23 protein-coding genes are annotated in these 23,344 nt (G+C 66.5%); 16 read left to right on the top strand and 7 right to left on the bottom strand.

The window, feature by feature from the left end; all coding sequences use genetic code 11:
- Positions 1–122: 122 nt before the first annotated feature.
- The gene (locus CDO87_RS12170; RefSeq protein ID WP_157814979.1) at positions 123–491 is read left to right on the top strand and encodes a response regulator; all 369 of its coding nucleotides are present in this window, start codon (positions 123–125) and stop codon (positions 489–491) included.
- Here CDO87_RS12170 and CDO87_RS12165 read toward each other — a convergent pair.
- Positions 488–1,516, bottom strand: a complete 1,029-nt coding sequence (locus CDO87_RS12165) for a trans-3-hydroxy-L-proline dehydratase (RefSeq protein WP_100929022.1) — start codon at positions 1,514–1,516, stop codon at positions 488–490. The two genes, CDO87_RS12170 and CDO87_RS12165, sit on opposite strands and share 4 nt — an antisense overlap.
- 158 nt (positions 1,517–1,674) lie before the next feature.
- Here CDO87_RS12165 and coxB point away from each other — a divergent pair, with 158 nt between their 5' ends.
- The 5 genes from coxB to CDO87_RS12140 are packed head-to-tail and all read left to right on the top strand — an operon-like array spanning position 1,675 to position 7,255.
- Positions 1,675–2,634, top strand: a complete 960-nt coding sequence (gene coxB, locus CDO87_RS12160) for a cytochrome c oxidase subunit II (RefSeq protein WP_254698089.1) — start codon at positions 1,675–1,677, stop codon at positions 2,632–2,634.
- Between the two features lie 7 nt (positions 2,635–2,641).
- Positions 2,642–5,197 (top strand): cytochrome c oxidase subunit I, encoded by a 2,556-nt coding sequence (ctaD, locus tag CDO87_RS12155; protein WP_100929021.1) that lies wholly within the window; start codon positions 2,642–2,644, stop codon positions 5,195–5,197.
- Entirely contained in the window at positions 5,197–5,586 is a 390-nt protein-coding gene (locus CDO87_RS12150; RefSeq protein WP_100929020.1) for a hypothetical protein, read from the top strand. Before ctaD ends, CDO87_RS12150 begins: the two co-directional genes overlap by 1 nt.
- Positions 5,580–6,155, top strand: coding sequence for a cytochrome c oxidase assembly protein (locus CDO87_RS12145; RefSeq protein WP_100929019.1), 576 nt, complete (start codon positions 5,580–5,582; stop codon positions 6,153–6,155). The genes CDO87_RS12150 and CDO87_RS12145 overlap by 7 nt, the downstream gene beginning before the upstream one ends.
- The gene (locus tag CDO87_RS12140) at positions 6,152–7,255 is read left to right on the top strand and encodes a c-type cytochrome (protein ID WP_100929018.1); all 1,104 of its coding nucleotides are present in this window, start codon (positions 6,152–6,154) and stop codon (positions 7,253–7,255) included. The genes CDO87_RS12145 and CDO87_RS12140 overlap by 4 nt, the downstream gene beginning before the upstream one ends.
- Before the next feature lie 37 nt (positions 7,256–7,292).
- Here CDO87_RS12140 and CDO87_RS12135 read toward each other — a convergent pair whose 3' ends face one another.
- From CDO87_RS12135 to ectA, 5 genes are all read right to left on the bottom strand, one after another.
- Complete coding sequence (locus CDO87_RS12135) at positions 7,293–7,745, bottom strand: Rrf2 family transcriptional regulator (protein WP_100929017.1); 453 nt, start codon at positions 7,743–7,745, stop codon at positions 7,293–7,295.
- A gap of 166 nt (positions 7,746–7,911) precedes the next feature.
- Positions 7,912–9,333, bottom strand: coding sequence for an aspartate kinase (locus CDO87_RS12130; protein WP_100929016.1), 1,422 nt, complete (start codon positions 9,331–9,333; stop codon positions 7,912–7,914).
- Positions 9,334–9,735 (bottom strand): ectoine synthase, encoded by a 402-nt coding sequence (locus CDO87_RS12125; protein WP_100929015.1) that lies wholly within the window; start codon positions 9,733–9,735, stop codon positions 9,334–9,336.
- 5 nt (positions 9,736–9,740) lie between these two features.
- Positions 9,741–11,030 carry a diaminobutyrate--2-oxoglutarate transaminase gene (ectB, locus tag CDO87_RS12120; RefSeq protein WP_100929014.1) on the bottom strand — a complete coding sequence of 430 codons (1,290 nt, stop codon included), beginning with the start codon at positions 11,028–11,030 and terminating at the stop codon, positions 9,741–9,743.
- Between the two features lie 53 nt (positions 11,031–11,083).
- Positions 11,084–11,614: a diaminobutyrate acetyltransferase gene (ectA, locus tag CDO87_RS12115; protein ID WP_100929013.1), complete on the bottom strand. Its 531-nt coding sequence runs from the start codon at positions 11,612–11,614 to the stop codon at positions 11,084–11,086.
- A gap of 234 nt (positions 11,615–11,848) precedes the next feature.
- Between ectA and CDO87_RS12110 the strand changes: the two genes are divergently transcribed.
- The 4 genes from CDO87_RS12110 to choV all read left to right on the top strand — a co-directional run bounded on the left by CDO87_RS12110 (position 11,849) and on the right by choV (position 15,647).
- Positions 11,849–12,340, top strand: coding sequence for a MarR family winged helix-turn-helix transcriptional regulator (locus tag CDO87_RS12110; RefSeq protein ID WP_100929012.1), 492 nt, complete (start codon positions 11,849–11,851; stop codon positions 12,338–12,340).
- Between the two features lie 152 nt (positions 12,341–12,492).
- Positions 12,493–13,413 (top strand): choline ABC transporter substrate-binding protein, encoded by a 921-nt coding sequence (locus CDO87_RS12105; RefSeq protein WP_100929011.1) that lies wholly within the window; start codon positions 12,493–12,495, stop codon positions 13,411–13,413.
- A 319-nt stretch (positions 13,414–13,732) separates the two neighbouring features.
- On the top strand, positions 13,733–14,566 hold the full coding sequence (gene choW / locus CDO87_RS12100; RefSeq protein ID WP_100929010.1) for a choline ABC transporter permease subunit: 834 nt from the start codon (positions 13,733–13,735) through the stop codon (positions 14,564–14,566).
- A 1-nt stretch (position 14,567) separates the two neighbouring features.
- Positions 14,568–15,647: a choline ABC transporter ATP-binding protein gene (gene choV, locus CDO87_RS12095; protein WP_254698086.1), complete on the top strand. Its 1,080-nt coding sequence runs from the start codon at positions 14,568–14,570 to the stop codon at positions 15,645–15,647.
- A gap of 25 nt (positions 15,648–15,672) precedes the next feature.
- On the opposite strand, the gene CDO87_RS12090 is transcribed toward choV, so the two are convergent.
- Complete coding sequence (locus CDO87_RS12090) at positions 15,673–16,377, bottom strand: GntR family transcriptional regulator (protein ID WP_100929009.1); 705 nt, start codon at positions 16,375–16,377, stop codon at positions 15,673–15,675.
- A gap of 169 nt (positions 16,378–16,546) precedes the next feature.
- On the opposite strand from CDO87_RS12090, the gene CDO87_RS12085 reads away from it, so the two are divergent.
- The 6 genes from CDO87_RS12085 to CDO87_RS12055 all read left to right on the top strand — a co-directional run bounded on the left by CDO87_RS12085 (position 16,547) and on the right by CDO87_RS12055 (position 23,342).
- Positions 16,547–17,587, top strand: coding sequence for a TRAP transporter substrate-binding protein (locus CDO87_RS12085; RefSeq protein ID WP_100929008.1), 1,041 nt, complete (start codon positions 16,547–16,549; stop codon positions 17,585–17,587).
- 107 nt (positions 17,588–17,694) lie between these two features.
- Complete coding sequence (locus CDO87_RS12080) at positions 17,695–19,776, top strand: TRAP transporter large permease subunit (RefSeq protein WP_100929007.1); 2,082 nt, start codon at positions 17,695–17,697, stop codon at positions 19,774–19,776.
- 9 nt (positions 19,777–19,785) lie between these two features.
- Complete coding sequence (locus tag CDO87_RS12075) at positions 19,786–19,908, top strand: dihydroxy-acid dehydratase (RefSeq protein ID WP_100929006.1); 123 nt, start codon at positions 19,786–19,788, stop codon at positions 19,906–19,908.
- Between the two features lie 269 nt (positions 19,909–20,177).
- Positions 20,178–21,917, top strand: coding sequence for an L-arabinonate dehydratase (araD, locus tag CDO87_RS12065; RefSeq protein ID WP_100929004.1), 1,740 nt, complete (start codon positions 20,178–20,180; stop codon positions 21,915–21,917).
- A complete protein-coding gene (locus CDO87_RS12060; protein WP_100929003.1) occupies positions 21,918–22,361 on the top strand; it encodes a hypothetical protein in 444 nt (147 codons plus the stop codon).
- A gap of 81 nt (positions 22,362–22,442) precedes the next feature.
- Positions 22,443–23,342 carry a dihydrodipicolinate synthase family protein gene (locus CDO87_RS12055; protein WP_100929002.1) on the top strand — a complete coding sequence of 300 codons (900 nt, stop codon included), beginning with the start codon at positions 22,443–22,445 and terminating at the stop codon, positions 23,340–23,342.
- The last annotated feature ends 2 nt before the right edge of the window (positions 23,343–23,344 follow it).

The raw sequence follows: 23,344 nt of genomic DNA, 5'->3' as shown, positions 1-23,344 counted from the left end.
ACCCGTTGCATCTGGCGATGCAAGCGAAGATACTGCCAAGGGCGCGTTTCCCTGCACGGAGATTTCGCGCTCCGCATGTGCCTGACCGGCCGTTTTCCCCTCCTTTCACCGGAAGTTTTCCAATGCCAGACACCACAGTCCTGATCGTGGACGACAACGCCGACCTCGCCAGGCTGATGACCCAGATCTGCCGCGTGCTGGGGCAGGAAGCGGTGATGGCGGAGGACATGGAAACCGGGCTGGCGGCGCTGGCGGCGGAACCGGGCATCGTTCTGGCCCTTGTGGACGTGTCGCTGCCGCAGGGCCACAGCGGCTTCGACTTCGTCGATGCGGCGACCGCAATGAAGCCGGACCTGTCCTGCGTGCTGATGTCCGGCCTCGGCTCCAACGCCGACCGGCCCGCCCACCACGACGAGACCCCCGTCCTGAAGAAACCGATCCCCATGGACCAGCTCAAGGCGCTTCTGGACGGGCTGAAGGCCGCGCCCTAGCGCGCGCCCCACGTGTCGGACAGCCGATAGCCCTCGGGCCACGGATCGGCGGGGTCCAGCATGTGCTGGTGAATGCCGGTGATCCAGCCGCGCCCGCATATCTCAGGCACGATGGCCGGTTGGCCGCCGACCGCCGTGTCGGAGATGATCTTGCCGCGGAAGGTCGAGCCGATCACCGACCGCACGGTCAGCGTGTCCCCGGCCTGCATCACCCCCCGCGCTCGCAACAGCGCCATCCGCGCGGAAAGCGCCGTCCCCGTCGGGGAGCGGTCGACCTTGCCCGGCTGGATCGCAACCGCCGCGCTGCTTGTAAGGCCCACCGGCCCTTGTTCCAGCGGCCCGGCGAAGAGGCAGAAGGAGATGTGCCGCCAATCTGGATTGTCCGGGTGCGTGAACCCGAGCTGCGCGTTGGCCGCGTCGGTGATCCGGACACCCAGCCGCGCGATGTCATGCGCCTCGTCCTCCGTCAGGGCAAAGCCCATGGCCGCCGCGTCCACAACGACGAAACTGTCGCCGCCATAGGCTGTGTCGACGGTCAGCGTGCCCAGCCCCTCGACCTCCAGCCTCTGGTCGAGGCGCGCGGCGAAGGAGGGCAGGTTCCGCACGTGGATACGCTCGGCCTTGCCGTCCCGGCAGTCGGCCCGGACCTTCACCAGCCCGCCGGGCGCCTCCAGCGTCAGGTGGGTGACCGGCTCCGTCATCGGCATCAGCCCGCCGTCCAGAAGCACCGTGGCCACGCAGATCGAGTTCGACCCCGACATCGGCGGCGTGTCCTCCGGCTCCATGATGATGAAGGCGGCATCCGCCTCCGGATGCCTGGGCGGCACCAGCAGGTTCACGTGCCGGAACACGCCGCCGCGCGGCTCGTTCAGGACGAAGTTCCGCAGGCTGCCGTCCCGCGCGATCCAGCGGCTCTGCTCCCAGATCGTGTCGCCCGGAGGCGGCAGGACGCCGCCCACGATGACATCGCCGACCTCGCCCTCGGCATGGGCAGAGATGACATGGATGGTCCGGATGGATCGCATGCACTCATCACAGCCCGAAGCCCCCCGTTTTACAAGCACCTGCGGCACCGGCCCCGACAAATGCACAACGGATGAATTTTTCGTGCAACCGAATGCCGGTTCGGTCGTTGGGCACCTAAGCACAAGCTTGCAGACACAAGCAGGGACGGGACGAAGGGTTGCGGCGCATTTCAGTTTTGACGGCGGGTCTGCTGCTGTCCGGGTGCAGCGGACGGCACAACTGGCTGTCTTCCGCAGGCGCCGAATCCCAGACCATCGAACCCCTGTTCTGGACCGTCGTGGCAGGCGCTGCCGTGATCTGGACACTGGTCGTCGGCGCCGCCGTCTTTGCCCACCGGGCCGATGCCAAACCCCACCGCGAACAACAGGCGCGGCGCTTCATCATCTGGGGCGGCGCCGTCCTGCCGACCGTCGTCGTCGGCGCCCTGTTGATCTGGGGCCTGTTCATCCTGCGCGACCTCGTTGCCGACGAAGGCGACATGACCGTTCAGGTCGACGGCGAACGCTGGTGGTGGCGCGTGATCTACGAGACGCCCGAGGGCGAGGTCGTCACCGCGAACGAGATCCGCATGCCGCTGGGCCAGACGACGCTCTTCCGGCTGACCGCCGACGACGTGATCCATTCCTTCTGGGTGCCCGCGATGGGCGGCAAGATGGACATGATTCCGGGGCGTGAGACTCAGCTGACCCTGACACCGACAAAACTGGGAAGCTGGGGCGGGCTTTGCGCGGAATACTGCGGCGGCGCCCATGCGCTGATGCGCTTCGACGCCGTGGTGATGGAGCCGGAGGCCTTCGAAGCCTGGCTGGAGAACGAAGCCTCGCCCGCCCGGGTCACGGAGGGCGATCCCGGCTGGGAGGTCTTCCTCGACGAGGGCTGCGGCGCCTGCCACACCCTGCGTGGCACGGAAGCCGTGGGACAGGTCGGCCCCGACCTCACCCACCTGGCCAGCCGCGAACGGCTGGGCGCGGGCATCTACGACATGACGCCCGAGAACCTGGCGCGCTGGATCACCGACCTCGACGCCATGAAGCCCGACATCGACATGCCTGCCTATCCGCACCTCACCGGCGACCGCCTCGACGCGCTCGTCTCCTTCCTGATGAGCCTCAAGTAAAGCCGCCATGAAATCAGACGCCTTCGACCTTGACGACCTGCCGCCCGCCGAGCCCTACGACGAGGCCCGCGATAAGGCGCAGCGAGAGCGCCTGCTGAAGACATGGGAAAGCCCGAAGGGCTGGCGCTACCTGTCGGACGTCAACAACTCCGAGGTCGGGCTCTGGTATCTGCTGACGTCCTTCGCCTTCTTCTGCTTTGCCGGGGTTCTGGCCCTGCTGATCCGTACGCAGCTTGCGGTGCCGGGCAACGACTTCCTGTCGCAGGACCTCTACAATCAGGTCTTCACGCTGCACGGCACGGCGATGATGTTCCTCTTCGCCGTGCCGATCTTCGAGGCGGTGGCCATCCTCGTCCTCCCCGAGATCCTCGGCGCGCGCGACCTGCCCTTCCCGCGCCTCTCGGCGTTCGGATACTGGTGTTTCCTGATCGGCGGCGTCTTTGTCTGCGGGTCGATCTTCTTCGGCGCGGCGCCGGACGGCGGCTGGTTCATGTACGCGCCGCTGTCGTCGAACCCGGAATACTCCGGCGTCGGCGCGGACATCTGGCTCTTGGGCCTGTCGTTCATCGAGGTGTCGTCGATCGCGGCGGCGGTCGAACTGATCGTCGGCGTGCTGAAGTCCCGCCCGCCGGGCATGCGCCTGAACCAGATGCCGCTCTACTGCTGGTACGTGCTGGTGGTGGCGGGGATGATCCTCTTCGCCTTCCCGCCGCTGATCGCGGGCGACCTGCTGCTCGAACTCGAACGCGCCTTCGGCTGGGCCTTCTTCGATCCGGACCGGGGCGGCGATCCCCTGCTGTGGCAGCACCTGTTCTGGATCTTCGGCCACCCGGAGGTCTACATCGTCTTCCTGCCGTCCATCGCGCTGATCGCCACGATCCTGCCGACCTTTGCCAGCCGCCCGATGATCGGCCATTCGTGGATCGTGCTCTCGGCGGTGGGCGTGGCCTTCCTGTCCTTCGGCCTGTGGGTCCACCACATGTTCACCGTGGGCCTGCCTGAAATCTCGCTCAGCTTCTTCTCGGCCGCGTCAGAGGCGGTGGCGGTCCCGACAGGCATCCAGATCTTCTGCTTCGTCGCGACGATGCTCGTGGCCAAGGTGCGCCCCTCCCTGCCGATGCTGTTTGCGGGCGGCGCGCTGGCGATCTTCGTCTTCGGCGGCCTCACGGGCGTCATGGTCGCGCTGGTGCCCTTCGACTGGCAGGCGCATGACAGCTACTTCGTCGTCGCCCACCTGCACTACACGCTGATCGGCGGCATGCTCTTCCCGCTCTTTGCCGGTGTCTACTACTGGTATCCCTTCGTCACCCAGCGCCAGACCAACCAGAAAGCCGGCAAGTGGTCCTTCTGGCTGATGTTCGGCGGCTTCAACATCGCCTTCCTTCCGATGCACTGGACCGGCGTCATGGGCATGCCCCGCCGCGTCTGGACCTATGACGTCACCGACGGCTGGGCCGTGCTGAACATGGTGTCGACCGTCGGCAGCTTCATCTTCGCCGCAGGGTTCGTCGTGCTGGCCGTCAACGTGCTCTGGCCGCGCGGCAAGCACGCCCCGGTGAAGCGCAACGTCTGGAACGCCGGAACGATGGAATGGAGCGCCGAAGTCCCCGACAAGCCGTGGGGCGTGCGGTCGATCCCGCTCATCACCTCGCGCTATCCGCTGTGGGACCAGCCCGGCCTGCTCGACCAGATCGACCGCGGCGAGTGGTTCCTGCCCGACGCCGAGGAAGGCAAGCGCGAGCTGATCGTCACCGACATCCTCGACGCCCGCCCGCTGTTCGTCCAGCGCGTGCCGGGGCCGTCCTGGCTGATGCTGTTCGCCGCCCTCTTCCTCGGGACCAGCTTCATCGTCGCCACCTACCACTGGTGGACCATCGCCCTGATCTCCGGCGCGGCCTTTGTCGCCGTCACGCTCTACTGGCTCTGGACCGGCACCGCGCAGATCCCCGAGAAGCCCGAGAAATACGCCGGGCGCGGCCTGACCCTGCCGACCTACGAGGCAGGCGCCGGGTCGGTCGGCTGGTGGGCCGTGTTCATCACCATGACCGGCGACATGACAGCGTTTGTCGGGCTGGTGTTCTCCTACTTCTTCTTCTGGACCGTGCTGCCGGACTTCATGTCCACGACCGAGGCGATGCCCTTCGGCTGGCTCATCCTGGGCTTTGCCGGCGTGATGGGACAGTGGGGCCTGACCGTCGCGGCACGCGGTCAACTGGCGTCCCGTGCCCCGGGCGCAGCCATCGGCGCGCTCCTCGCCGCTCCGGTGGCGGGCGTGCTGGGCATGGCCGCGTTTGCCTGGGCGGCGATGCAAGCGGGCCTCGACCCCACGCGCCACAGCTTCGACGCGACCATCTGGGCGCTGCTCCTGTGGCTTTCCGTGCACGTGGCGCTTGGCCTGCTCATGCAGCTCTATACAGCGGCGCGCATCTGGGCGGGCATCTGCACGCCCGACTTCCCGGCGGACCTGCGCAACCTGACGCTTTATACCCACTTCCTCGCGGTGACGGTCATCATGACCTTCGCCATGCTGGCGGTCTTCCCGCTCTGGCTGGGGGCGCTGTGATGAGGCGCCCGAGCAAGATCCCCGCCCCCCGACTGATCGACGACGGCTCCCTCTGGATCATGGTCGCCGCGCCCTCGATCTGGGCCGCACACTTCCTGATCAGCTACTGGGTCGCCGCCATCTGGTGCGCCAAGATCGGAGGCTCGCTCCTCGACGTGCGCTGGATCATCGCCGCGCTGGGGCTGGCCTCCATCGTGCTGATCGGCCTGCTGGCACTGATCGCCGTGCGCCGCTACGGCGGCACCTTCGTCATCTTCGAGGAGATCACCGAGGATTCACGCCCGGCGCGCGAACGCTTCATGGGGCACGTGTCGCTCCTCCTGTGCATCCTCTCCGCTGTGGCCGTGGGCTTTACCGTGATCCCCGGGCTGGTGATGACGACATGCTGATGCGCCGCGCCATAGCGCTTGTGCTGCTGGCCGTGCTTTGGCTGGCGCTGCCCGCCTACGCCACCGGGTCGATGATGGTCCACATGGTCCTGCACCTGGGCGTGGTCGCGGTCGTGCCGATGCTCTGGGCGCCCCGCCTGCCGGACGCATTGCCCTCCGGTCCGATCGCCCTCGCGCTCGGATCGGTGATCGACATGGCCGTGGTCTGGACGTGGCACCTGCCCGGCATGCACCTCTGGGCCCGGACGGAGACCGCCGGTCTCATCCTCGAACAGGCCAGCTTCCTCGGCGCGGGGCTGCTGCTCTGGGGTGCGGTGCGGCAGGCCGGGCCGTTCGGCGGCGCGCTGGTGCTGCTGGCCACGACCATGCACATGACATTTCTGGGCGCCCTGATCGGCCTCGCCCCCCGCGACCTCTACGGCGACATCTGCGCCGGGTACTTCGGCCTGACCGCGCTGCAGGAACAGCAGATCGCCGGTGTGCTGATGGCCGGGCTGGGCGGCGCGCTCTACCTCGCGGCGGCACTGAGCCGGCTGGGCCGCGCGCTCGACGAAGGAGAACCCGCATGAAACGCCTGGTCCTCTTTGCCGCCGTGCTGCTCTTCGTGCTGGGCAACGCCTTCTACTGGCTCGCCCCCTACACTATCGCCGCGTCGACGCCGCACTGGCCCGGCGTGGGCGAGGTCCTGCACCAGTACATGCGCAACGCCGTGGCCATCCGGTCCCGCGACAAGGAGGTGCCGCGCCAGGTCGATCTCGACGATCCCGGCCTGATCCGCCTTGGCGCCGGACACTTCGCCACCGGCTGCGCCACCTGCCACGGCGCGCCCGGCATCGCGCGCAACCCGATCCCGGCCGAGATGATGCCCGCGCCCCCGATGCTCGACGGGCTCGACTTCACCGACGGCGAACTGTGGTGGATCGCGCGGCACGGCATCCGATACTCCGGCATGCCCTCCTGGCCCGGCGAGGGCCGCGAGGTCGAACCTTGGGCCATCGCCGCCTTCCTGCGGGCGTATGACGACTTCGACCGTGCCTCGTACGAGGAGGCGGCCCTCGGCACCGCATACGCAGGCGATGCCATCCGCTTCCCCGGCCTCTACGGCGCGATTCCGAAGGACATGGCCTGCGCCCGCTGCCACGGCGAGGACGGGCTGGGCCGCGAGGGCACCGCGCCGAAACTGGCGGGACAGTCGCGGGAATGGCTGACGCTGGTGCTGGACGCCTACCACGACGGCAGCCGCGAGAGCGGCTTCATGGAGCCGCTCGGCGCGATCCTGACAGATGCCAACATCGACGGTATCTCTGACATGTACGCGGAGATGAACGGCGACTGGAGCGGCCGCCCCCTGCCCTTCGGCGATGCGGAGCGCGGCGCCGAACTGGCCCGCAAGGGGGACGAGCATGACGACATCGCGTCCTGTGCCTCCTGCCACGAGGGCGGAGACGACCCGTTAATGCCGCGCCGCGCCGACACGCCCCGGATCGCCGGGCAGGACGGCTTCTGGCTGTACAACTGGCTGCTGATGTACCGCGACGGCCCGGTGCCCGAGACACCCCGCGCCCACCTCATGGAGGCGGCGGCAAAGCCCCTGTCGGACGGCGACATCGCCGACCTTGCCGCCTATTACGCCGGGCTGACGGCTGGCGGGACCGGCGCGGGCAACTGAGCGGCCCGCCTGGCATCCTGGCACACGGCGGCGAGGCTCAGCTCGCGCGGGATATCGGGTCCGGCAGGTTGTCGGCCTCCATAAGGATGGCTCTTGTCCTCGGATGACCTGCAATCGCATCCGCGATGCTGTGCCGGTTGAGGGTCTGGTAGAACAGGATCTTGGCCTCGGCCAGCGCCCCCACGAGCCCGCAGGACCCGAGCAGGATGCAGGTCGAACAATCGACCATATTGGCATCGCCTTCCATGTAGCGCGCCACGTCGCCGACCCTGATCTCCTCCGCCGGCCGGGCAAGCTGAACGCCGCCCGAACGGCCCCGCGTGCTTTTCAGGTAGCTGCCCTCGACCAGCATGTTCACAACCTTCATCAGGTTGTTCTGCGACAGGTTGTGCGCCCGTGCGATTTCCGAGATCGGCACCACGCGCCCATCGTGGACGCCCAGGTAAAGGCAGACCCTGAGAGCATAATCGGTAAATTTCGAGAAGTGCATACAGCATTACCTTTTATGAATTCCTGCCAACCTGATGCAGGATTTTGAATGCGTCAACGTTTTCAGCCCAGGCGGGAATCCGCGAAGAACTACTCTACCATCAGAAAAACGGGCCCCACCGTTGCCGGCAGGGCCCGTCGTTGAACTCGGTTATAGGCCGCAGCCGTCACGCGACGAGCGCGACACCGGCCTTTTCTTCTCGCGGAAAGAACACGTCGTGCAGGCTGCAGATCGCGTTCGACAGTTCCGAGTGGTCGACGATGAACTGCACGTCGACACTGCGCGGACCCTGCGCGGCGCCAAGCGGAACGATGCCCGCCTCTTCCAGCGCCGCCATGCCACGCGTCAGCACGGACAGCCCGGTCAGGTCGCGGCCGATCACCGACACCAGCGCGCATTTGCGCAGGGAAATGTCGGCCTGCGGGTAGACGTCGCTCAGGTCGCTCTCGACCCGGCGCAGCGCCTTCAGCGAGCCGTGGACGTGGTGGGTGATCGTGTTGGCGTTCGACACCTTCGACACGATCCACACGTCATGGCGCTTCAGCGCGTCGAGGATCGTCGCGTCGTAGCCCTTCACGCCGACCATGTCCTGTTCGAACACTTCCAGCGCAAAGACCGAAAGGCCCGTCACGATCTCCGCCGCGGCGCTTTCCGCCGGCTTGTCGTCGATGATGGTGCCCGGATCTTCCGGCTCGAACGCGTTGGTCACGCGCAGCGGTACACCGGCCCGGCGCAGCGTCTTGGCGGCCGAGGGGTGGATTGCCTCCATCCCGAGGTTCGCCATCTGGTCCGCCACGTCGTAGTTGGTGTGGCCGAGCTTGCGCACCACCTCCGCACCGACCACCTTCGGGTCGGCAGAGGACAGGTGGAATTCCTTGTGGATGATCGCCTCGCGCGCGGCGGTCTGTGCCGCCAGACGAGAGAACGTCACCTCGGAATAGCCGCGGTCGAACTCGCGCATCAGGCCCTCGGTGCACTGGGCATAGCCGGTGACGATGGGCATCTCGGTCGCCGGATCGACGCCGTCCATACCCTTCGCCAGGCGATCCTCGAGGCTCAGATGCTCCTCGTCACGCCAGCCGGACAGGTCGACCAGCCGGGCGTTCACGCCAGCGCGCTGCAACATTAGGACGGCGACGTAGGCGGAGTGCGCCTCGCCCAGCCCCGACAGCAGCTCGCGGATCTGCAGCAGGTGCTCGTTCAGGCGGAAGTGCCCGTAGGAGCACAGCCGCTGAAGGTCCACCAGGCAGCTCCGGGCGCCCTCCATGCGATCCTGCACGAAGCGGGTCGCAAGCTGGACGTCGCCCGCGTGGGTCAGCACCTCGGAGTGCGCCGCGATCATCTCTGTCGAGGCGCGGTCCATTGCGCGGTGCCAGCCGTGGTCGTCATCCGCCTGCGCAAAGCTGGCAAAGACGCCCTGTTCACCGGTCTTCTTGTGCTCGAGCAGCATGTTGGTGATGCCGCCGAACGCGGAAACGACGAAGATGCGGCCGTATTCCGGTTTGCCGTTCTTGATGAACAGCGTGTCGCGCAGTTCGCCGAGGCGGGACATGGACGTCCCGCCGATCTTTTCGACAGTATGGGTCATTCAGGCCTCTGCAGGTTCGGGCGCGGCGTAGGAGCCATCCTCACGGTGCACTTCGTTGCCCGTCACGGGCGGATTGAAGCAGCACGCCATGACGAGTTCCTCGTCCGCGCGCAGGACGTGCCGGTCGTGCTTGTCGAGCGCGTACATGACGCCGGGCTTGATCGGGTGCGTTTCGCCGGTGGCGAGGTCGGTGATCGAGCCCGAACCCTGCATGCAATAGACGCTCTCGAAGTGGTTCTTGTATTCGAACGTGTGTTCGGAACCGGCCTCAAGGAAGGTGATGTGGAACGAGAACCCCATCTTGTCGTCGGCCAGAAGCATGCGGACGGAGGTCCACTTTGCATCCGACACGACGCGGTCGGGTTCGTTCTTGGTGATCTCGTTGAAGTCTCTGACGATCATGTCTGTTACTCCGCTGCGATTTTCTGGCCGGGCTCGACGATCTCGCGGGCGGCGTCCAGCACGATGGCCAGACCCTTACCCAGCGTCTCGTCGGGGGTGGTGAGCGGTGCGAGCACCTTGACCACCTCGTCCTCCGGACCGGATGTTTCGATGACAAGGCCGTTCTCGAAGGCCTTGGCGCAAATGGCTGCCGCCAGTTCGCCGGAACCCACGTCCACGCCGCGCATCATGCCACGGCCTTTCAGGTAGGCGCCCGGGATCATCGCGGCCAGGGCGCTCAGGCCCTTCTCGACGATGTCGGCACGGCGGGCGATGTCCTTCGCAAAGGCATCGTCGGCCCAGAACTTCTCGATCGCCACGCGGGCGGTCACGAAGGCATGGGTGTTGCCGCGGAACGTGCCGTTGTGCTCAGCCGGGCCCATGATGTCATGTTCCGGCTTCACCAGCACGAGGCCCATCGGCAGACCGAAGCCCGAGACGGATTTCGCCATGGTGACGAGGTCCGGCTTGAGACCTGCCTCTTCGAAGCCGAAGAAGTCGCCGGTCCGGCCGCAGCCCGCCTGGATGTCGTCGACGATCAGCAGCGCGCCGTGCTTCTTGGCAAGCTCCGCCACGCGGCGCAGCCACTCGGGGCGCGCGGCGTTCAAGCCGCCCTCGCCCTGCACGGGCTCCACGATGATCGCGGCAGGCGCGTCCATGCCGGAGGACTTGTCCTCGAGCATCGTCTCGAGGATGTCGGCGGTGTCGGTGCCTTCACCCATGTAGCCGTCGTAGGGCATCCGGGTCACGCCGTTCAGCTCGATGCCGGCGCCGCCACGGTGGTAGCTGTTGCCGGTCGCGGCCAGCGCGCCAAGCGTCACGCCGTGGAAACCGTTGGTGAAGGAAATCACGTTCGTGCGGCCGGTCACCTTGCGGGCGATCTTCATCGCCGCCTCGACGGCGTTGGCGCCGGTCGGGCCCACGAACATCAGCTTGTGGTCCATCCCGCGCGGTTCGAGGATGTGACGCTCGAAGGCTTCGATGAAGTCCTTCTTGGTGTTGGTGTGCAGGTCCAGACCGTGGGCGATGCCGTCGTTGGTCAGGTGCTCGATCAGCGCTGCCTTCATGTCCGGGTCGTTGTGCCCGTAGTTCAGCGAGGAGCAGCCCGCCAGGAAATCGATGTAGGTCTGACCGGATTCGTCGGTCATCTCCGACCCGCTGGCGCTGGTGAAGGTGGTCTTGAAGCCGCGGCAGTAGGAGCGGGCTTCGGATTCGCGTCGTTCAAACACGTTAAGTTCTGTCGGTTGCGTAGTCATTACGACCTCTCTCGGATAACTTTGAATGTCAGGAATTCTGGAGCGTCTGCGCCTCAGGCGGCCTGCGCCACCGGGTTCGGCAACTCGATGGTCACCATGTTCTCGGTCGCGGCGCGCCCTGCGAAGTGATCTTCGCGGGTGAAGTGCGGCTCAGAGCTGAGGCTGCCACCCTGGTTGCGGGCGAACTTGCGGAAAAGCCCCCAGGACGCCTTGTTGTCGCTCGTGATCGTGGTCTGCAGACGGGTCACGTCCGCACACACGTCACGGTTCAGGATCTCGGCCAGCATCTTGCCGCCAAGGCCCATGCCGCGTGCCTTTTCGGACACGGCGACCTGCCAGACGAACAGCGTCTCGGGATCGTTCGGGAGGATGTAGGCAGACACCCAGCCAATAGCTTCACCGCCCTTGTCCGCCACCACGCAGGTGTCGGAAAAGTGGTCGCACTGCAGAAGGTTGCAATACATCGAGTTCTCATCGAGCGGCTTGCAGGCGCGCACAAGCTCCCAGATGCCCGAGCCGTCCTCGGATACCGGGGTGCGCAGTGTCGGCAAGGCCTGCCGGGCAAGGTCACGCGGATGTTGCATGTATCGGTTGCTCCATTTTGCTTCGTTAATCTAAATAGCGCGGGCTAGGCATTGCTTCAATAGGCAAAGTAAATATTCTTCGGTTTCGCGCCATGTTTCGCGCAAAACCCCGCTATAAGCGCTTACAAGCCCTTTATATGGCTAAGGGCACATCCTTCGACAAGCTAACCTGTGACCTGCTTGACGCAATGGTTAGCCGTCCTTATATTTAGACAGTCTAACAAAGGAGGTTCGATGGATCGCATCGATACGTCGTTGATCGCATTACGCAGGATTCTCCGCGCGACAGAGCTGTTCGGTCGCGAACTGAAGCAGGTGGCAGGTATCACCGCGCCCCAGTTCCGCGCCTTGCAGATCATCGCGGAGAACGGTTCCGCCACCGCGACAGAGATCGCGCAACGCATGAGGGTAACTCAGGCGACGGTGACGTCGCTTGTCGACAAGCTCGTGCGGCAGGAGCTCGTTGTCCGGGAGAAGTCCGCCGCCGACCGCCGTCAGACCAACATCCAGGTGACGCCGCTGGGATACAAGACGCTCGACCGGGCGCCCGACCCCCTGCAGCAGCGTTTCGTGCGCAAGTTCGAGGCCATGGACGACTGGGAGCAGGCCATGCTCGTGGCGTCCCTCGAACGCGTTGCAGCCATGCTCGATGCGGAGGATCTGGACGCGTCCCCAGTGCTGGACACAGGCGACATTCGCCACGCCGCAAGGAACGGCGCGCACTGAGCGTGCCCCGGGTTCACCCCGTACGCCCGGTGCCGGCGAGGAATGCCGCCTGAGATGACCCTCTGACACGCCCGCGACAAGATTGCTTGAAGACAGGGCGACATTGCCGGATGTTGGGATGCATCAAAATGACCCGACAGCGGAGAAACCAGATGAAAAAGACCTTCACCCTTTGCGCCGTAGCGGCTCTTTCGGCCAATGGCGCTTGGGCCGATTGCGAGACGGTTGTCCTGTCCGACGTCGGCTGGACCGACATCACCGCCACCACCGCAGCCACCTCCGTCGTGCTCGAGGCACTCGGTTACGAGACCGACGTGAAGGTGCTGTCCGTGCCGGTGACCTATACCTCCATGGCCTCCGGCGACGTGGACGTGTTCCTCGGCAACTGGATGCCCACGATGGAGGCCGACATCGCGCCTTACCGCGAAGCCGGGACCGTCGACACCGTCCGCGCCAACCTCGAAGGGGCGAAGTACACGCTGGCCGTCAACAAGGCCGCCGCCGACCTCGGCATCAAGGACTTCGCCGACATCGCCACCCACAGGGACGCGCTGGAAGGCAAGATCTACGGGATCGAGCCGGGCAATGACGGCAACCGCCTGATCCAGTCCATGATCGAGGAGAACGCCTTCGGTCTCGAAGGGTTCGAGGTCGTCGAATCCTCCGAGCAGGGCATGCTGAGCCAGGTCGCCCGCGCCGACCGCCGCGACGAACCCGTCGTCTTCCTCGGCTGGGAACCGCACCCGATGAACGCCAACTACGAGATGTCCTACCTCACCGGCGGCGACGACTACTTCGGCCCGAACCTCGGCGGCGCGACCGTCTACACCAACACCTCCGCCGGCTTCGCCGAAGAGTGCCCGAACCTCGGCGCCCTGCTCAACAACCTCGAATTCTCCCTCGCGATGGAGAACGAGATCATGGGCAAGATCCTCGACGGCGGCGCAGACCCGGAAGATGCCGCGACCGAATGGCTGCAGGCCAACACCGGCGTGCTGGACGGCTGGCTGACCGGCGTGACCACCAAGGACGGCGGCGACGCCATGGAGGCCGTGAAGGCCGCGCTGGAATAAGCGCCCGACGACCACCCCACCACACGCCCCCGCAGACCGCGGGGGCGTCTTTCGTTTCAGCCGCGCGCCAACCGCCGCGACCGGCCCAGACGCACCGGAAACGAAGACCACCCGCCGGACCGACAGGGCGATTCGCCCGGGCCCGGCAAAGCTGCCGACCTCCGCATCAACCCGGATTTCCCGGCACGCGCGGCGGAAAGAACATGAACATTCCGAAGGGTTTTGCGATAGTGCGCCGGACCCGAACCGCCAGCCCCCTTTAGAAATTGGCGCGCTTGCGGTAGTTGACTGACGGATCAATCAAGAAAGAGGGCGTGACATGGAATGGCTGGAAGAACACAAGTTGCCGATCGGCAGCGTGGTCAGGGACGCGGTTGACTGGCTGACCGACAACGCCGTGTGGTTCTTCGACGGGCTCTCCCTCGCGCTGGAATCGGTGATCGACGCGCTGCTCTGGTGCCTCCAGACGCCGCCCGCGCTGCTGATCGTCGCGCTCATCACCCTGCTGTCGTGGTTCGCCCGCCGCTCCGTCGGCTTCACGATCTTCACCGCAGCCGGGCTCCTGCTGATCATCAACCAGGGCTACTGGGAAGAAACCACCGAGACGCTGGCACTGGTGATCGCCGCCGCCGTGGTCTGCATGGGGGTCGGCGTTCCCGTGGGCATCGCCGCCGCGCGCCGTCCGTGGCTCTATAACGCGCTGTCGCCGGTGCTGGACCTGATGCAGACGATTCCGACCTTCGTGTACCTGATCCCGGCGCTGATCCTCTTCGGGCTGGGCATGGTGCCGGGGCTGATCGCCACGGTGATCTTCGCCATCCCCGCCCCCATCCGCCTGACCCACCTCGGGATCACATCCACCCCCACCGCGCTGATCGAGGCGGGCGAGGCCTTCGGCGCCACCCGCCGCCAGCTGCTCTACAAGGTGGAACTGCCCTACGCGATGCCGCAGATCATGGCCGGGCTGACCCAGACGATCATGCTGTCGCTCTCGATGGTCGTCATCGCCGCGCTGGTCGGTGCCGACGGGCTGGGCGTGCCGACGCTGCGGGCGCTGAACTCCGTCAACATCGCGCAGGGCTTCGAGGTGGGCATCGCCATCGTCCTCGTGGCGATCATCTTCGACCGCATGTTCAAGAAGCGGGGGGCCTGAGATGAGCGATCCCGTGATGAACCGTCCCATGGTCCGCTTCGACGCGGTCAACATCGTCTTCGGCGACGCGCCGGAAACCGCCCTTCCGCTGATGGACGAAGGCCTCTCGCGGCCCGAAATCCAGGAACGCACAAACCAGGTGCTGGGCGTGCACGACTGTACCCTCGACGTGCACGACGGCGAGATCCTCGTGCTGATGGGCCTGTCCGGCTCCGGCAAGTCGACGCTGCTGCGCGCGGTCAACGGGCTGAACCCCGTGGCGCGCGGCAAGGTGGAGGTCCGCGTCGACGACAGGTTCGTCGATGTCGCCAAGGCCTCGCCGAAGGCGCTGCGCCAGATCCGCACCCAGCGTGTCGCCATGGTCTTCCAGCAGTTCGGCCTGCTGCCGTGGCGCACGGTCATCGACAACGTGGCTTTCGGGCTCGAAATCGCGGGCGTGCCCGCCGCCGAACGCCTCGACCGCGCCCGACGGCAGCTTGACACCGTGAACCTCGGCGAATGGGCTGACCGCAAGGTGCAGGAACTGTCCGGCGGGATGCAGCAGCGCGTGGGCCTTGCCCGGGCGCTTGCCACCGAAGCGCCGATCCTCCTGATGGACGAACCGTTCTCGGCCCTCGATCCGCTGATCCGCAACCGTCTTCAGGACGAGCTGCTGGAACTTCAGCAAAAACTCGGGCGGACGATCATCTTCGTCAGCCACGACCTCGACGAGGCGCTGAAAATCGGCAACCGGATCGCGATCATGGAGGGCGGGCGCATCGTGCAATGCGGCACGCCACAGGACATCGTCCTGACCCCCGCCACCGAATACGTCGCCGATTTCGTCGCGCACATGAACCCGCTCAACGTCCTGCGCGCGATGGAGATCATGGGCCCCGCCCCCGCCTCGCCGCCCGCTTCGGCGCGGCACGTCGCCCCCACGACGCCGATCCGCGAGATCCTTCCCCTGCTCAGCCAGGACACCGATCCGCTGATCGTGATGGAGGACGGCAGGCCCGTGGGCACGATCGACACGCGCGCCCTGCTGACCGCCCTGATGAACGAACAGCGGCAGGTGGCAGAGGTCCGCGAAAGCGCCTGAACGCCCAGAGCGCCCCGGCGGGACGTCAGCTCGAAAAGAACTCCGGAAACTGCCCGCGGAGCATGTCGAGCCGGCGTATCGTGCCCGACAGATGGACTCGGATCGCCTCCATCGCCTCGTCGGGGTCGCCCCGCTCGATGCCGTGCAGGATGCGCCAGTGTTTCTCCACGATGTCGGCCATCTTGCCCTCGGAGGGCAGGTCCAGCATCTGGCAGCGGAACAGGTGGCCCAGCCTGCGGATCAGGATCTGCTGCAGGTTGGTCATGCCGACACCCGCGAACAGCGTGCGGTGAAAGGCGCGGTCGAGCTCGTTGAACAGCCCCATCTGCGTGGTGTCGCCGTGCAGCGATTCCTGCATGTTCATGATCGCCCGCGCGCGTGAGATCACCTCCGGATCGGGGTCGAGCGCCAGCCGGCGCACCACCTCCGTCTCGACGGACACCCGCAGGAACTGCGTCTCGCGCAGCTGGTCGACGTCGATGCGTTTCACCACCGTGCCGGACTGCGGCATGATCCGGACCAGCCCGTCTTCCTCCAGCCGCTGCAGCGCTTCGCGCACCGGCGTCAGGCTGACCCCGTACTCCTGCGCGATGGCCGTGCGCGACAGGACTGTGCCCGGCGGATAATCCAGCGACACCACCTTCTTGCGCAGCGCGTCATAGACGGCGCCCGCCGCCGAGACGGGGTGCTTCTCTCCATGTTCGCCGAAGGCCTGTTCGATGATCGCCATGTCCGTTCCGATTGCGCCACCGTGGCGGCCTTGCCTCCACTCAATATCGGCGCTTCGCCAATTCAATCAAGATTGACCGTCTAATTCAACTAATATATTAGTCTGACCAGCTCGTGAGCGCCGGTCGAGGAGGGCCGCGTCGCGTGCACTGCACCAAGGGAGGAACTCAATGAAAACCGACATCCTGAAGAACATGTCAAAGGCGGCGGTCCTTGCGGCCTCCGTCGCGGCACTGGCCACGGCGGCAAGCGCCGCAGACAAGACGCTGAAGATCCAGACCTCGTCCAACGCCAGCCACGCCTCGCTCGCCTACCTGAACGAGGAATGGGTGCCGAAGCTGGAAACCATGACCGGCGGATCGCTGGGGGTGGAGCTTCTGCCGATCGACGCCGTGGTGCCGCGCCGCGAGACGGCCGAGGCGATCTCGGTCGGGATCCTCGACGGCGACCTCACCTCGATCAACTACTTCGCGGGTGTCGACCCGGCCTTCGCGCTGATGGGCGACCTGATCGCAGGCTACGACTCGGCCGACCAGATCCAGGCGTTCTGCGCGCAGGGCGGCGGCAAGGAGATGCTGCAGAAGCTCTTCGACGCGCATTTCGAGGGCGTGCACGTCGTCGGCTGCGGCGCCTACGCGCGTGAGGCCTTTGTCTCCAAGGTGCCGATCCGGGGTGTGGCGGACTTCGAGGGCGTCAAGGTGCGCTCCCCCGAAGGGCTTGCGGCGGACGTCTTCAAGCGCGTCGGTGCAGCGCCCGTGTCCATGTCCGGCTCCGAAACCTACGGCGCGCTCGAAAAGGGCGTGATCGACGCGGCGGACAACTCCGCCTATGCCAACAACGACGCCAACGGGATGCACAAGATCGCCAAGTACCCGATCTTCCCGGGCATCCACTCCACCCCGATCCTGCAGTTCACCGTCTCCCAGGCCGTCTGGGACGAGATGTCGGAGCAGGAGCAGGTCGCGCTCGAAACCTGGTATCTCGCCGCCTACAACGGGCTGCGCCAGCACTTCGACCGCCTCGACCGCCAGCTTGTCGCCCGTGACAAGGCCGCCGGAGAGCTGGAAGTGATCGACTGGCCGCAGGAAGAGCGCGACGCTTTCCGAAAGGTGGCGCAGCAGGCATGGGAAGACTTCGCCAAGGGCTCCGACCTCGCGCAGGAAGTCTACGACGCGCACATCGCCTTCATGAAGGAAGCCGGGCTGCTCTGACGCACTCCAACAGAGACCCGATGGCGCCCCCGGCCAAGGGGGCGCCGCAGCACCTCTAGGGCCCGTCTGCGGCCCTCTTTTCCCGGCCCCGAGGGAGGACTCCCGCTGTGACCCGAAACATCGACGACGCCATCGCCCAAACCGATCTGGAAATCGCCGATCAGGACCCCCTCGCCCACGCGGAGGAGCGGGACCTGCCGATGTCTGACTACACGGTGGTCGACCATGCCAGCCACATCACCGGCATCGCCATCTCCTCCTTCTACCTCGTCGCGGCGCTTGCCACGCTGTACGAGGTCTTCTCGCGCTACGTGCTGAACCACCCGACCTTCTGGGCGTTCGAGACGGTGATGACCACGGTTGCCGCCGCGTGGATGCTGTCGGCGGGTTACGTCACGCTGAAGAAGCGGCACATCGCGATCACCGTCATCCACGGGCTGACCACCCGGCGCCAGAAATGGTGGCTCGACCTCTTCGCCATGCTGGTGGGGATCTTCGCGCTCTACATGCTGCTGACCGACGCGCCGATCCGCGCCTATGTCAGCATCGAACGCGTCGAGAAATCCGGCTCAGCCTTCAACTCCCCGCTGCCGATGATGATGAAGTCGCTGATGGTGATCGGTGCCTTCATGTACCTCGCGCAGCTCATGATGAACCTGCACCGGCACCTGAACTCCAACCTCGGGCGCCTGCTGGTCAAGATCGTCTCCGCCTACTTCGTCCTCTACTTCGCCTCCGCCTTCCTGGCCGAAGTCTTCGCCTTCGCCCCGGCCGAGATGTTCTCGGGCTTCATCTCCGGGATCGGCAAGGCGCTCGACCCGTCGCAGGCGCTCGACATGCGGTCCATGGACCTCGGCACCGTGTCGCTCATCATGGTTGTCATGCTGATCGCGCTGATGATGACCGGGATGCCGCTGGGCATCGTCACGCTGATCGTGTCGGTCATCATGGCCATCGGCTTCTTCGGACCGCGCGGGCTGTTCCTCGTGTCCTCGAACGCCGTGGGTCTGCTGGAACACTACTCCCTCGTCGCGGTGCCGTTCTTCGTGCTCATGGCCTCCATCCTCGAACGGGCGGGCATCGCCGAGGACCTCTTCGACGCCATGTCGATCTTCGCGGGCAACCTGCGCGGCGGCGTGGCCGTGCAGACCACCGTCGTCGCCGTGATCCTCGCCGCCATGTCCGGCGTCATGGGCGGCGAGATCGTCATGCTGGGCCTCGTCGCCCTGCCGCAGATGTTCCGCCTGGGCTACGACCGCAAGATCACCATCGGCCTGATCTGCGCCGCCGGTGCGCTCGCCACGCTGATCCCGCCGTCGATCATCATGATCGTCTACGGCCTCTCGGCCGAGGTCGGCATCGGCGACCTGTTCATGGCCGGCGCCATCCCCGGCATCATGCTGGCGGTGTTCTACGCGGGCTACGTGCTGATCCGCGTCAACATCACCCCCTCCATGGCGCCCACCGCGAGGGAAGTGGCCGAGATCACCGGCACCGAACAGAAGCTCTCCTCCGAACGGATGACCGCCGTGATCCTGTCGATCGCGCTGATCGCCACGGTCATGGGGTCGATCTACGCCGGGATCGCCTCCGTCACCGAATCCGCCGCCGTGGGCTGCATCGGCGCCATGGTGATCGCCGCCATCCGCAACCGCTTCAACTGGGAGGTGGTGACCGCCGCGCTCATGGGCACCATGGCCACCGTCGGCACGATCATCTGGCTGATCCTCGGCGCGGTCTCCTTCGTGGGCATCTTCAACCTCGTCGGCGGCGGAGAGTTCATGCGCTCGCTGTTCCTCGACCTCGGGCTGTCGGCCATGGGCACCGTGATCGTCATGATGCTGATCCTGATGGTGCTGGGCACCTTCATGGAATGGATCGCCATCGTGCTGATCACCGTCCCGGTCTTCGCGCCGGTGGTCATGACGCTGGCCCCCGAACTCGGCCTGACCGAGGACCAGGCCAAGATCTGGTTCGGCATCCTCTTCGTGATGAACATCCAGATCTACTTCCTGTCGCCGCCCTTCGGCCCGGCCTGCTTCTGGCTGAAGTCGGTGGCGCCGAAGGACGTGACCCTGCAGGAGATCTTCCTCGCGGTGCTGCCCTTCATCGGTCTGCAGATCATCGGCCTCGTGCTGGTGATGGTCTTCCCGCAGATTGCCCTTTTCCTTCCCGAACTCCTGAACTGAGGTAGAGCCATGATCGGACGCGACTCACGTGAAGACATCGACGGCTACGGCATCTGGCCCTGGCTCCTCGGGCTTGTCCTGGTGGCGGTCATCATCGGCATCATGTTCGGTGCCGCACAGCCGATTTCGTGAACGCCGGCCCGTGGGAGGGGGAAGAGATGCCAGAGCACCCGACGCCCCCGCACGGGCCCCGGCGCGGACCGGACGCCGCCAAGCCCGGGGACGAACCGTTCGCAGAACCCGCCCAAGACCCCATCGGGGCCCACGTGACCACGAGCCCCGCAGATGGCATGGTGGTGCCGGGCAGCATCCTCCGGACCCCGTGCCAAACCCTTCTGCCGCGCGCCGCCGGCAATGACCCGGCCAGCGCCGCCAGTTTCGAATACCAGTAAGGAAAGACCATGACCGACCGCCGCAAGTCCCCCGAAGAGCTCCGCTCCGCCCGTTGGTTCGCGCCCGACGACCTGCGCTCCATGGGCCACAGGTCCCGCGCGATGCAGATGGGCTGGGACGACGAGGACTGGACCGGCAAGCCGGTGATCGCCGTCATCAACACATGGTCCGACCTCTCGCCCTGCCACCACCACCTGCGCGACCGGGCAGAGTTCGTGAAGCAGGGCATCCTGCAGGCGGGCGGCCACCCGGTCGAGATGCCGGTGCACTCGTTCTCCGAGCAGTTCCTGAAACCCACCTCGATGCTCTACCGCAACATGGGCGCGCTGGAGGTGGAGGAAACCCTGCGCTCCCACCCCATCGACGGGGCGGTGCTGCTGGGCGGCTGCGACAAGTCCACGCCCGCGCTGGTCATGGGCGCGGTCAGCATGGGCTTGCCGTTCATCTTCATGCCCGCGGGCGCCATGCTGCGCGGCAACTACGCCGGGCAGAAGCTCGGCTCCGGCACGGATGTCTGGAAATACTGGGACGAACGCCGCGCCGGCACCATCGGCAAGGAAGAGTGGATGGGCGTGCAGGGCGGCATCGCCCGCAGCTACGGCACCTGCATGACCATGGGCACCGCCTCCACCATGATGAGCATCGCCGACGGCTGGGGCCTGACCCTGCCCGGCGCCTCCTCGATCCCCGCGCCCGACGCGGGCCACAAGCGCATGGCCAAGGCCTGCGGGCGCCGCATCGTCGACATGGTCTGGGAAGACCTGACCCCGAACAAGATCATGACGGAGGCTTCCACCCGCAACGCCGTCACCGTCGCCATGGCCACCGGCTGCTCGACCAACGCCATCATCCACATGATCGCCATGGCCCGCCGCGCGGGCATCCCGCTGACGCTCGACGACCTCGACGAGATCGGCAGGACGACCCCGGTGATCGCCAACATCCGCCCCTCGGGCAAGGAATACCTGATGGAGGACTTCTTCTACGCCGGCGGCCTCCCGGCGCTGATGAAGGAACTGGGCGACAAGCTCGACCTGTCGGTGATGACCGTCTCCGGCAAGACGCTGGGCGAAACCATCGAGTCGGCGGTGAACTACAACGAAGACGTGATCCGCCCGCTGTCCAACCCGCTCTACCACGAAGGCTCGCTCGCCGTGCTGCGCGGCAACCTCGCCCCGGATGGCGCGGTCATCAAGCCCGCCGCCATGGACCCGAAGTTCCAGACGCACACCGGCCCCTGCATCGTCGCCGACAGCTACGCGGAGCTGAAGGAGATCATCAACGACGAGAACTACCCGATGACCCCGGACCACGTCCTGGTCCTCAGGAACGCCGGGCCGCAGGGCGGGCCGGGGATGCCGGAATGGGGCATGATCCCGATGCCCAAGGCGCTGCTCAAACAGGGCCACCGCGACATGGTCCGCCTGTCCGACGCGCGCATGTCCGGCACCTCCTACGGGGCCTGCATCCTGCACGTCGCGCCCGAAGCCTTCGTCGGCGGCCCGCTCGCCCTGATCCGCACCGGCGACATGATCGAGATGGACATCCCGAACCGCCGCCTCAACGTGCAGATCTCCGACGCGGAGATGGCCGAACGCCGCGCCGCCTGGACCGCGCCCGAACCGCGCTTCGAACGGGGCTACGGCTACGTCTACACCAAGCACGTCGAACAGGCCGACAAGGGCTGCGACTTCGACTTCCTGACCAGCGAATTCGGCGGCCCCGTGCCGGAACCGGAAATCAACTGAGTGTCGGAGGTGGCGGCAGACGACAGGCCGGAGGGCCTTCCCGGTCCGGTGCTCCTGGGCGCACTGGCGGCCTTTGCGCTGGCCGCGCTGGCGCTGCTTTACGGCGTGCTGCTGGCCGGCGTACTGGTGGACATGTTCACCGCCGACCGCCTCTCGCGCCGGGACCTGATGCTGTCGCCGCTCTACGTCGGCCTCTGCCCGCTGATGATGGGGATCGCGTTCTGGAACGCGGTGCACTTCATCCGCCTCTTCCGCACACCCGCGCGGCCCGCGCCGCGCGGCCTGCGGGCCGGGCTCTGGCTCATCGCTTCGGTCTGGGTCGTCTTCACCGGCATCGCCATCCGCTTCGGCGCGCTCGAAGACCCGGGCGCCCTCCCCTACATCGCGGGCCCTGCGCTTCTGGCGCTCCTGTGCCTAAACGCCCTCCGGAAAGGGCAGGCATGACCCGCATTCCTCCCATCCATTTCTTCACCTGTGGCGCGCGGCCCTGCCGAAGGACCGCCGCCCGGCTTCACGGAGAACCCCATGCCATCTGACCTCCACAAGAGCCTGACCGGCGTGTCCGGCATCCTCGTCACCCCCTTCGACGAGGCGGGCGAAATCGCCCCCGACCTGCAACGCCCCATCGTCGAGCGCGCCATCGAGGCGGGCGTTCATGTCCTGACCGCCAACGGCAACACCGGCGAGTTCTACGGCCTGACGCTGGAAGAGGCGCAGGCCATGGTCCATGCCGCGGGCCAGCACATCGACGACCGCGTGCCCATGGTCGCAGGCGTCGGGCGCGGCGTGCGCGACGCGCAGGCGCTGGCCGAGGCGTCGGGGCTTGCCGGGGCCTCCGCCCTGATGATCCACCAGCCGCCCGATCCCTTCGTCTCGCCCCGTGGCCTCGTCCACTACGTCGAAGCGGTGCGCGAGGCCGGCGACGGCCTGCCCATCGTGCTGTACCTGCGCAACGACGCCATCGGCACCGACGCGATCCGCGCCATGTGCCTGATCGACGGGGTGATCGGCGTCAAATGGGCCACCCCCAACCCGATGAAGCTGAAGGCCGCCATCGCCGCCTGCCCGGACGACATCGTCTGGACCGGCGGCCTCGCCGAAGTCTGGGCGCCCACCTTCTACGCCGTGGGCGCGCGCGGCTTCACCTCCGGGCTGATCAACGTCTGGCCGGAACGCTCCGTCGCGATCAACACCGCGCTCGAAGGCGGCGACTACGACGAGGCGCGCAGCCTGATCGCCGGGATGCAGGTGTTCGAGGACATCCGCGCCGAGGAACAGGGCGGCGCCAACGTGCCCGGCGTGAAGGCCGCGCTCCAGATGATGGGCGAGGACTGCGGTGCCGCCCGACCGCCCGCCGCCTGGCCGCTCTCCGACAGCCAGCGCCAGCGGCTGGAAACCTTCATGACCGCCAACGGCCTGATCTGAGG

Origin of the sequence: Sagittula sp. P11 (assembly GCF_002814095.1) — a bacterium.
GTDB lineage: Bacteria > Pseudomonadota > Alphaproteobacteria > Rhodobacterales > Rhodobacteraceae > Sagittula.
This window is presented reverse-complemented; position numbering and strand designations above follow the sequence as displayed.

Bases quoted from the DNA above. Each gene is read 5' to 3' on its own strand.
- CDO87_RS12165 (WP_100929022.1), bottom strand. From the start codon at position 1,516: ATGCGATCCATCCGGACCATCCATGTCATCTCTGCCCATGCCGAGGGC.
- CDO87_RS12130 (WP_100929016.1), bottom strand. From the start codon at position 9,333: ATGACCCATACTGTCGAAAAGATCGGCGGGACGTCCATGTCCCGCCTC.
- CDO87_RS12110 (WP_100929012.1), top strand. From the start codon at position 11,849: ATGGATCGCATCGATACGTCGTTGATCGCATTACGCAGGATTCTCCGC.
- CDO87_RS12075 (WP_100929006.1), top strand. From the start codon at position 19,786: ATGATCGGACGCGACTCACGTGAAGACATCGACGGCTACGGCATCTGG.
- CDO87_RS12055 (WP_100929002.1), top strand. From the start codon at position 22,443: ATGCCATCTGACCTCCACAAGAGCCTGACCGGCGTGTCCGGCATCCTC.
- ctaD (WP_100929021.1), top strand. From the start codon at position 2,642: ATGAAATCAGACGCCTTCGACCTTGACGACCTGCCGCCCGCCGAGCCC.
- CDO87_RS12170 (WP_157814979.1), top strand. From the start codon at position 123: ATGCCAGACACCACAGTCCTGATCGTGGACGACAACGCCGACCTCGCC.
- ectA (WP_100929013.1), bottom strand. From the start codon at position 11,614: ATGCAACATCCGCGTGACCTTGCCCGGCAGGCCTTGCCGACACTGCGC.
- CDO87_RS12090 (WP_100929009.1), bottom strand. From the start codon at position 16,377: ATGGCGATCATCGAACAGGCCTTCGGCGAACATGGAGAGAAGCACCCC.
- ectB (WP_100929014.1), bottom strand. From the start codon at position 11,030: ATGACTACGCAACCGACAGAACTTAACGTGTTTGAACGACGCGAATCC.
- CDO87_RS12125 (WP_100929015.1), bottom strand. From the start codon at position 9,735: ATGATCGTCAGAGACTTCAACGAGATCACCAAGAACGAACCCGACCGC.
- CDO87_RS12150 (WP_100929020.1), top strand. From the start codon at position 5,197: ATGAGGCGCCCGAGCAAGATCCCCGCCCCCCGACTGATCGACGACGGC.
- CDO87_RS12145 (WP_100929019.1), top strand. From the start codon at position 5,580: ATGCTGATGCGCCGCGCCATAGCGCTTGTGCTGCTGGCCGTGCTTTGG.
- CDO87_RS12105 (WP_100929011.1), top strand. From the start codon at position 12,493: ATGAAAAAGACCTTCACCCTTTGCGCCGTAGCGGCTCTTTCGGCCAAT.
- choV (WP_254698086.1), top strand. From the start codon at position 14,568: ATGAGCGATCCCGTGATGAACCGTCCCATGGTCCGCTTCGACGCGGTC.
- choW (WP_100929010.1), top strand. From the start codon at position 13,733: ATGGAATGGCTGGAAGAACACAAGTTGCCGATCGGCAGCGTGGTCAGG.
- araD (WP_100929004.1), top strand. From the start codon at position 20,178: ATGACCGACCGCCGCAAGTCCCCCGAAGAGCTCCGCTCCGCCCGTTGG.
- CDO87_RS12135 (WP_100929017.1), bottom strand. From the start codon at position 7,745: ATGCACTTCTCGAAATTTACCGATTATGCTCTCAGGGTCTGCCTTTAC.
- CDO87_RS12085 (WP_100929008.1), top strand. From the start codon at position 16,547: ATGAAAACCGACATCCTGAAGAACATGTCAAAGGCGGCGGTCCTTGCG.
- CDO87_RS12140 (WP_100929018.1), top strand. From the start codon at position 6,152: ATGAAACGCCTGGTCCTCTTTGCCGCCGTGCTGCTCTTCGTGCTGGGC.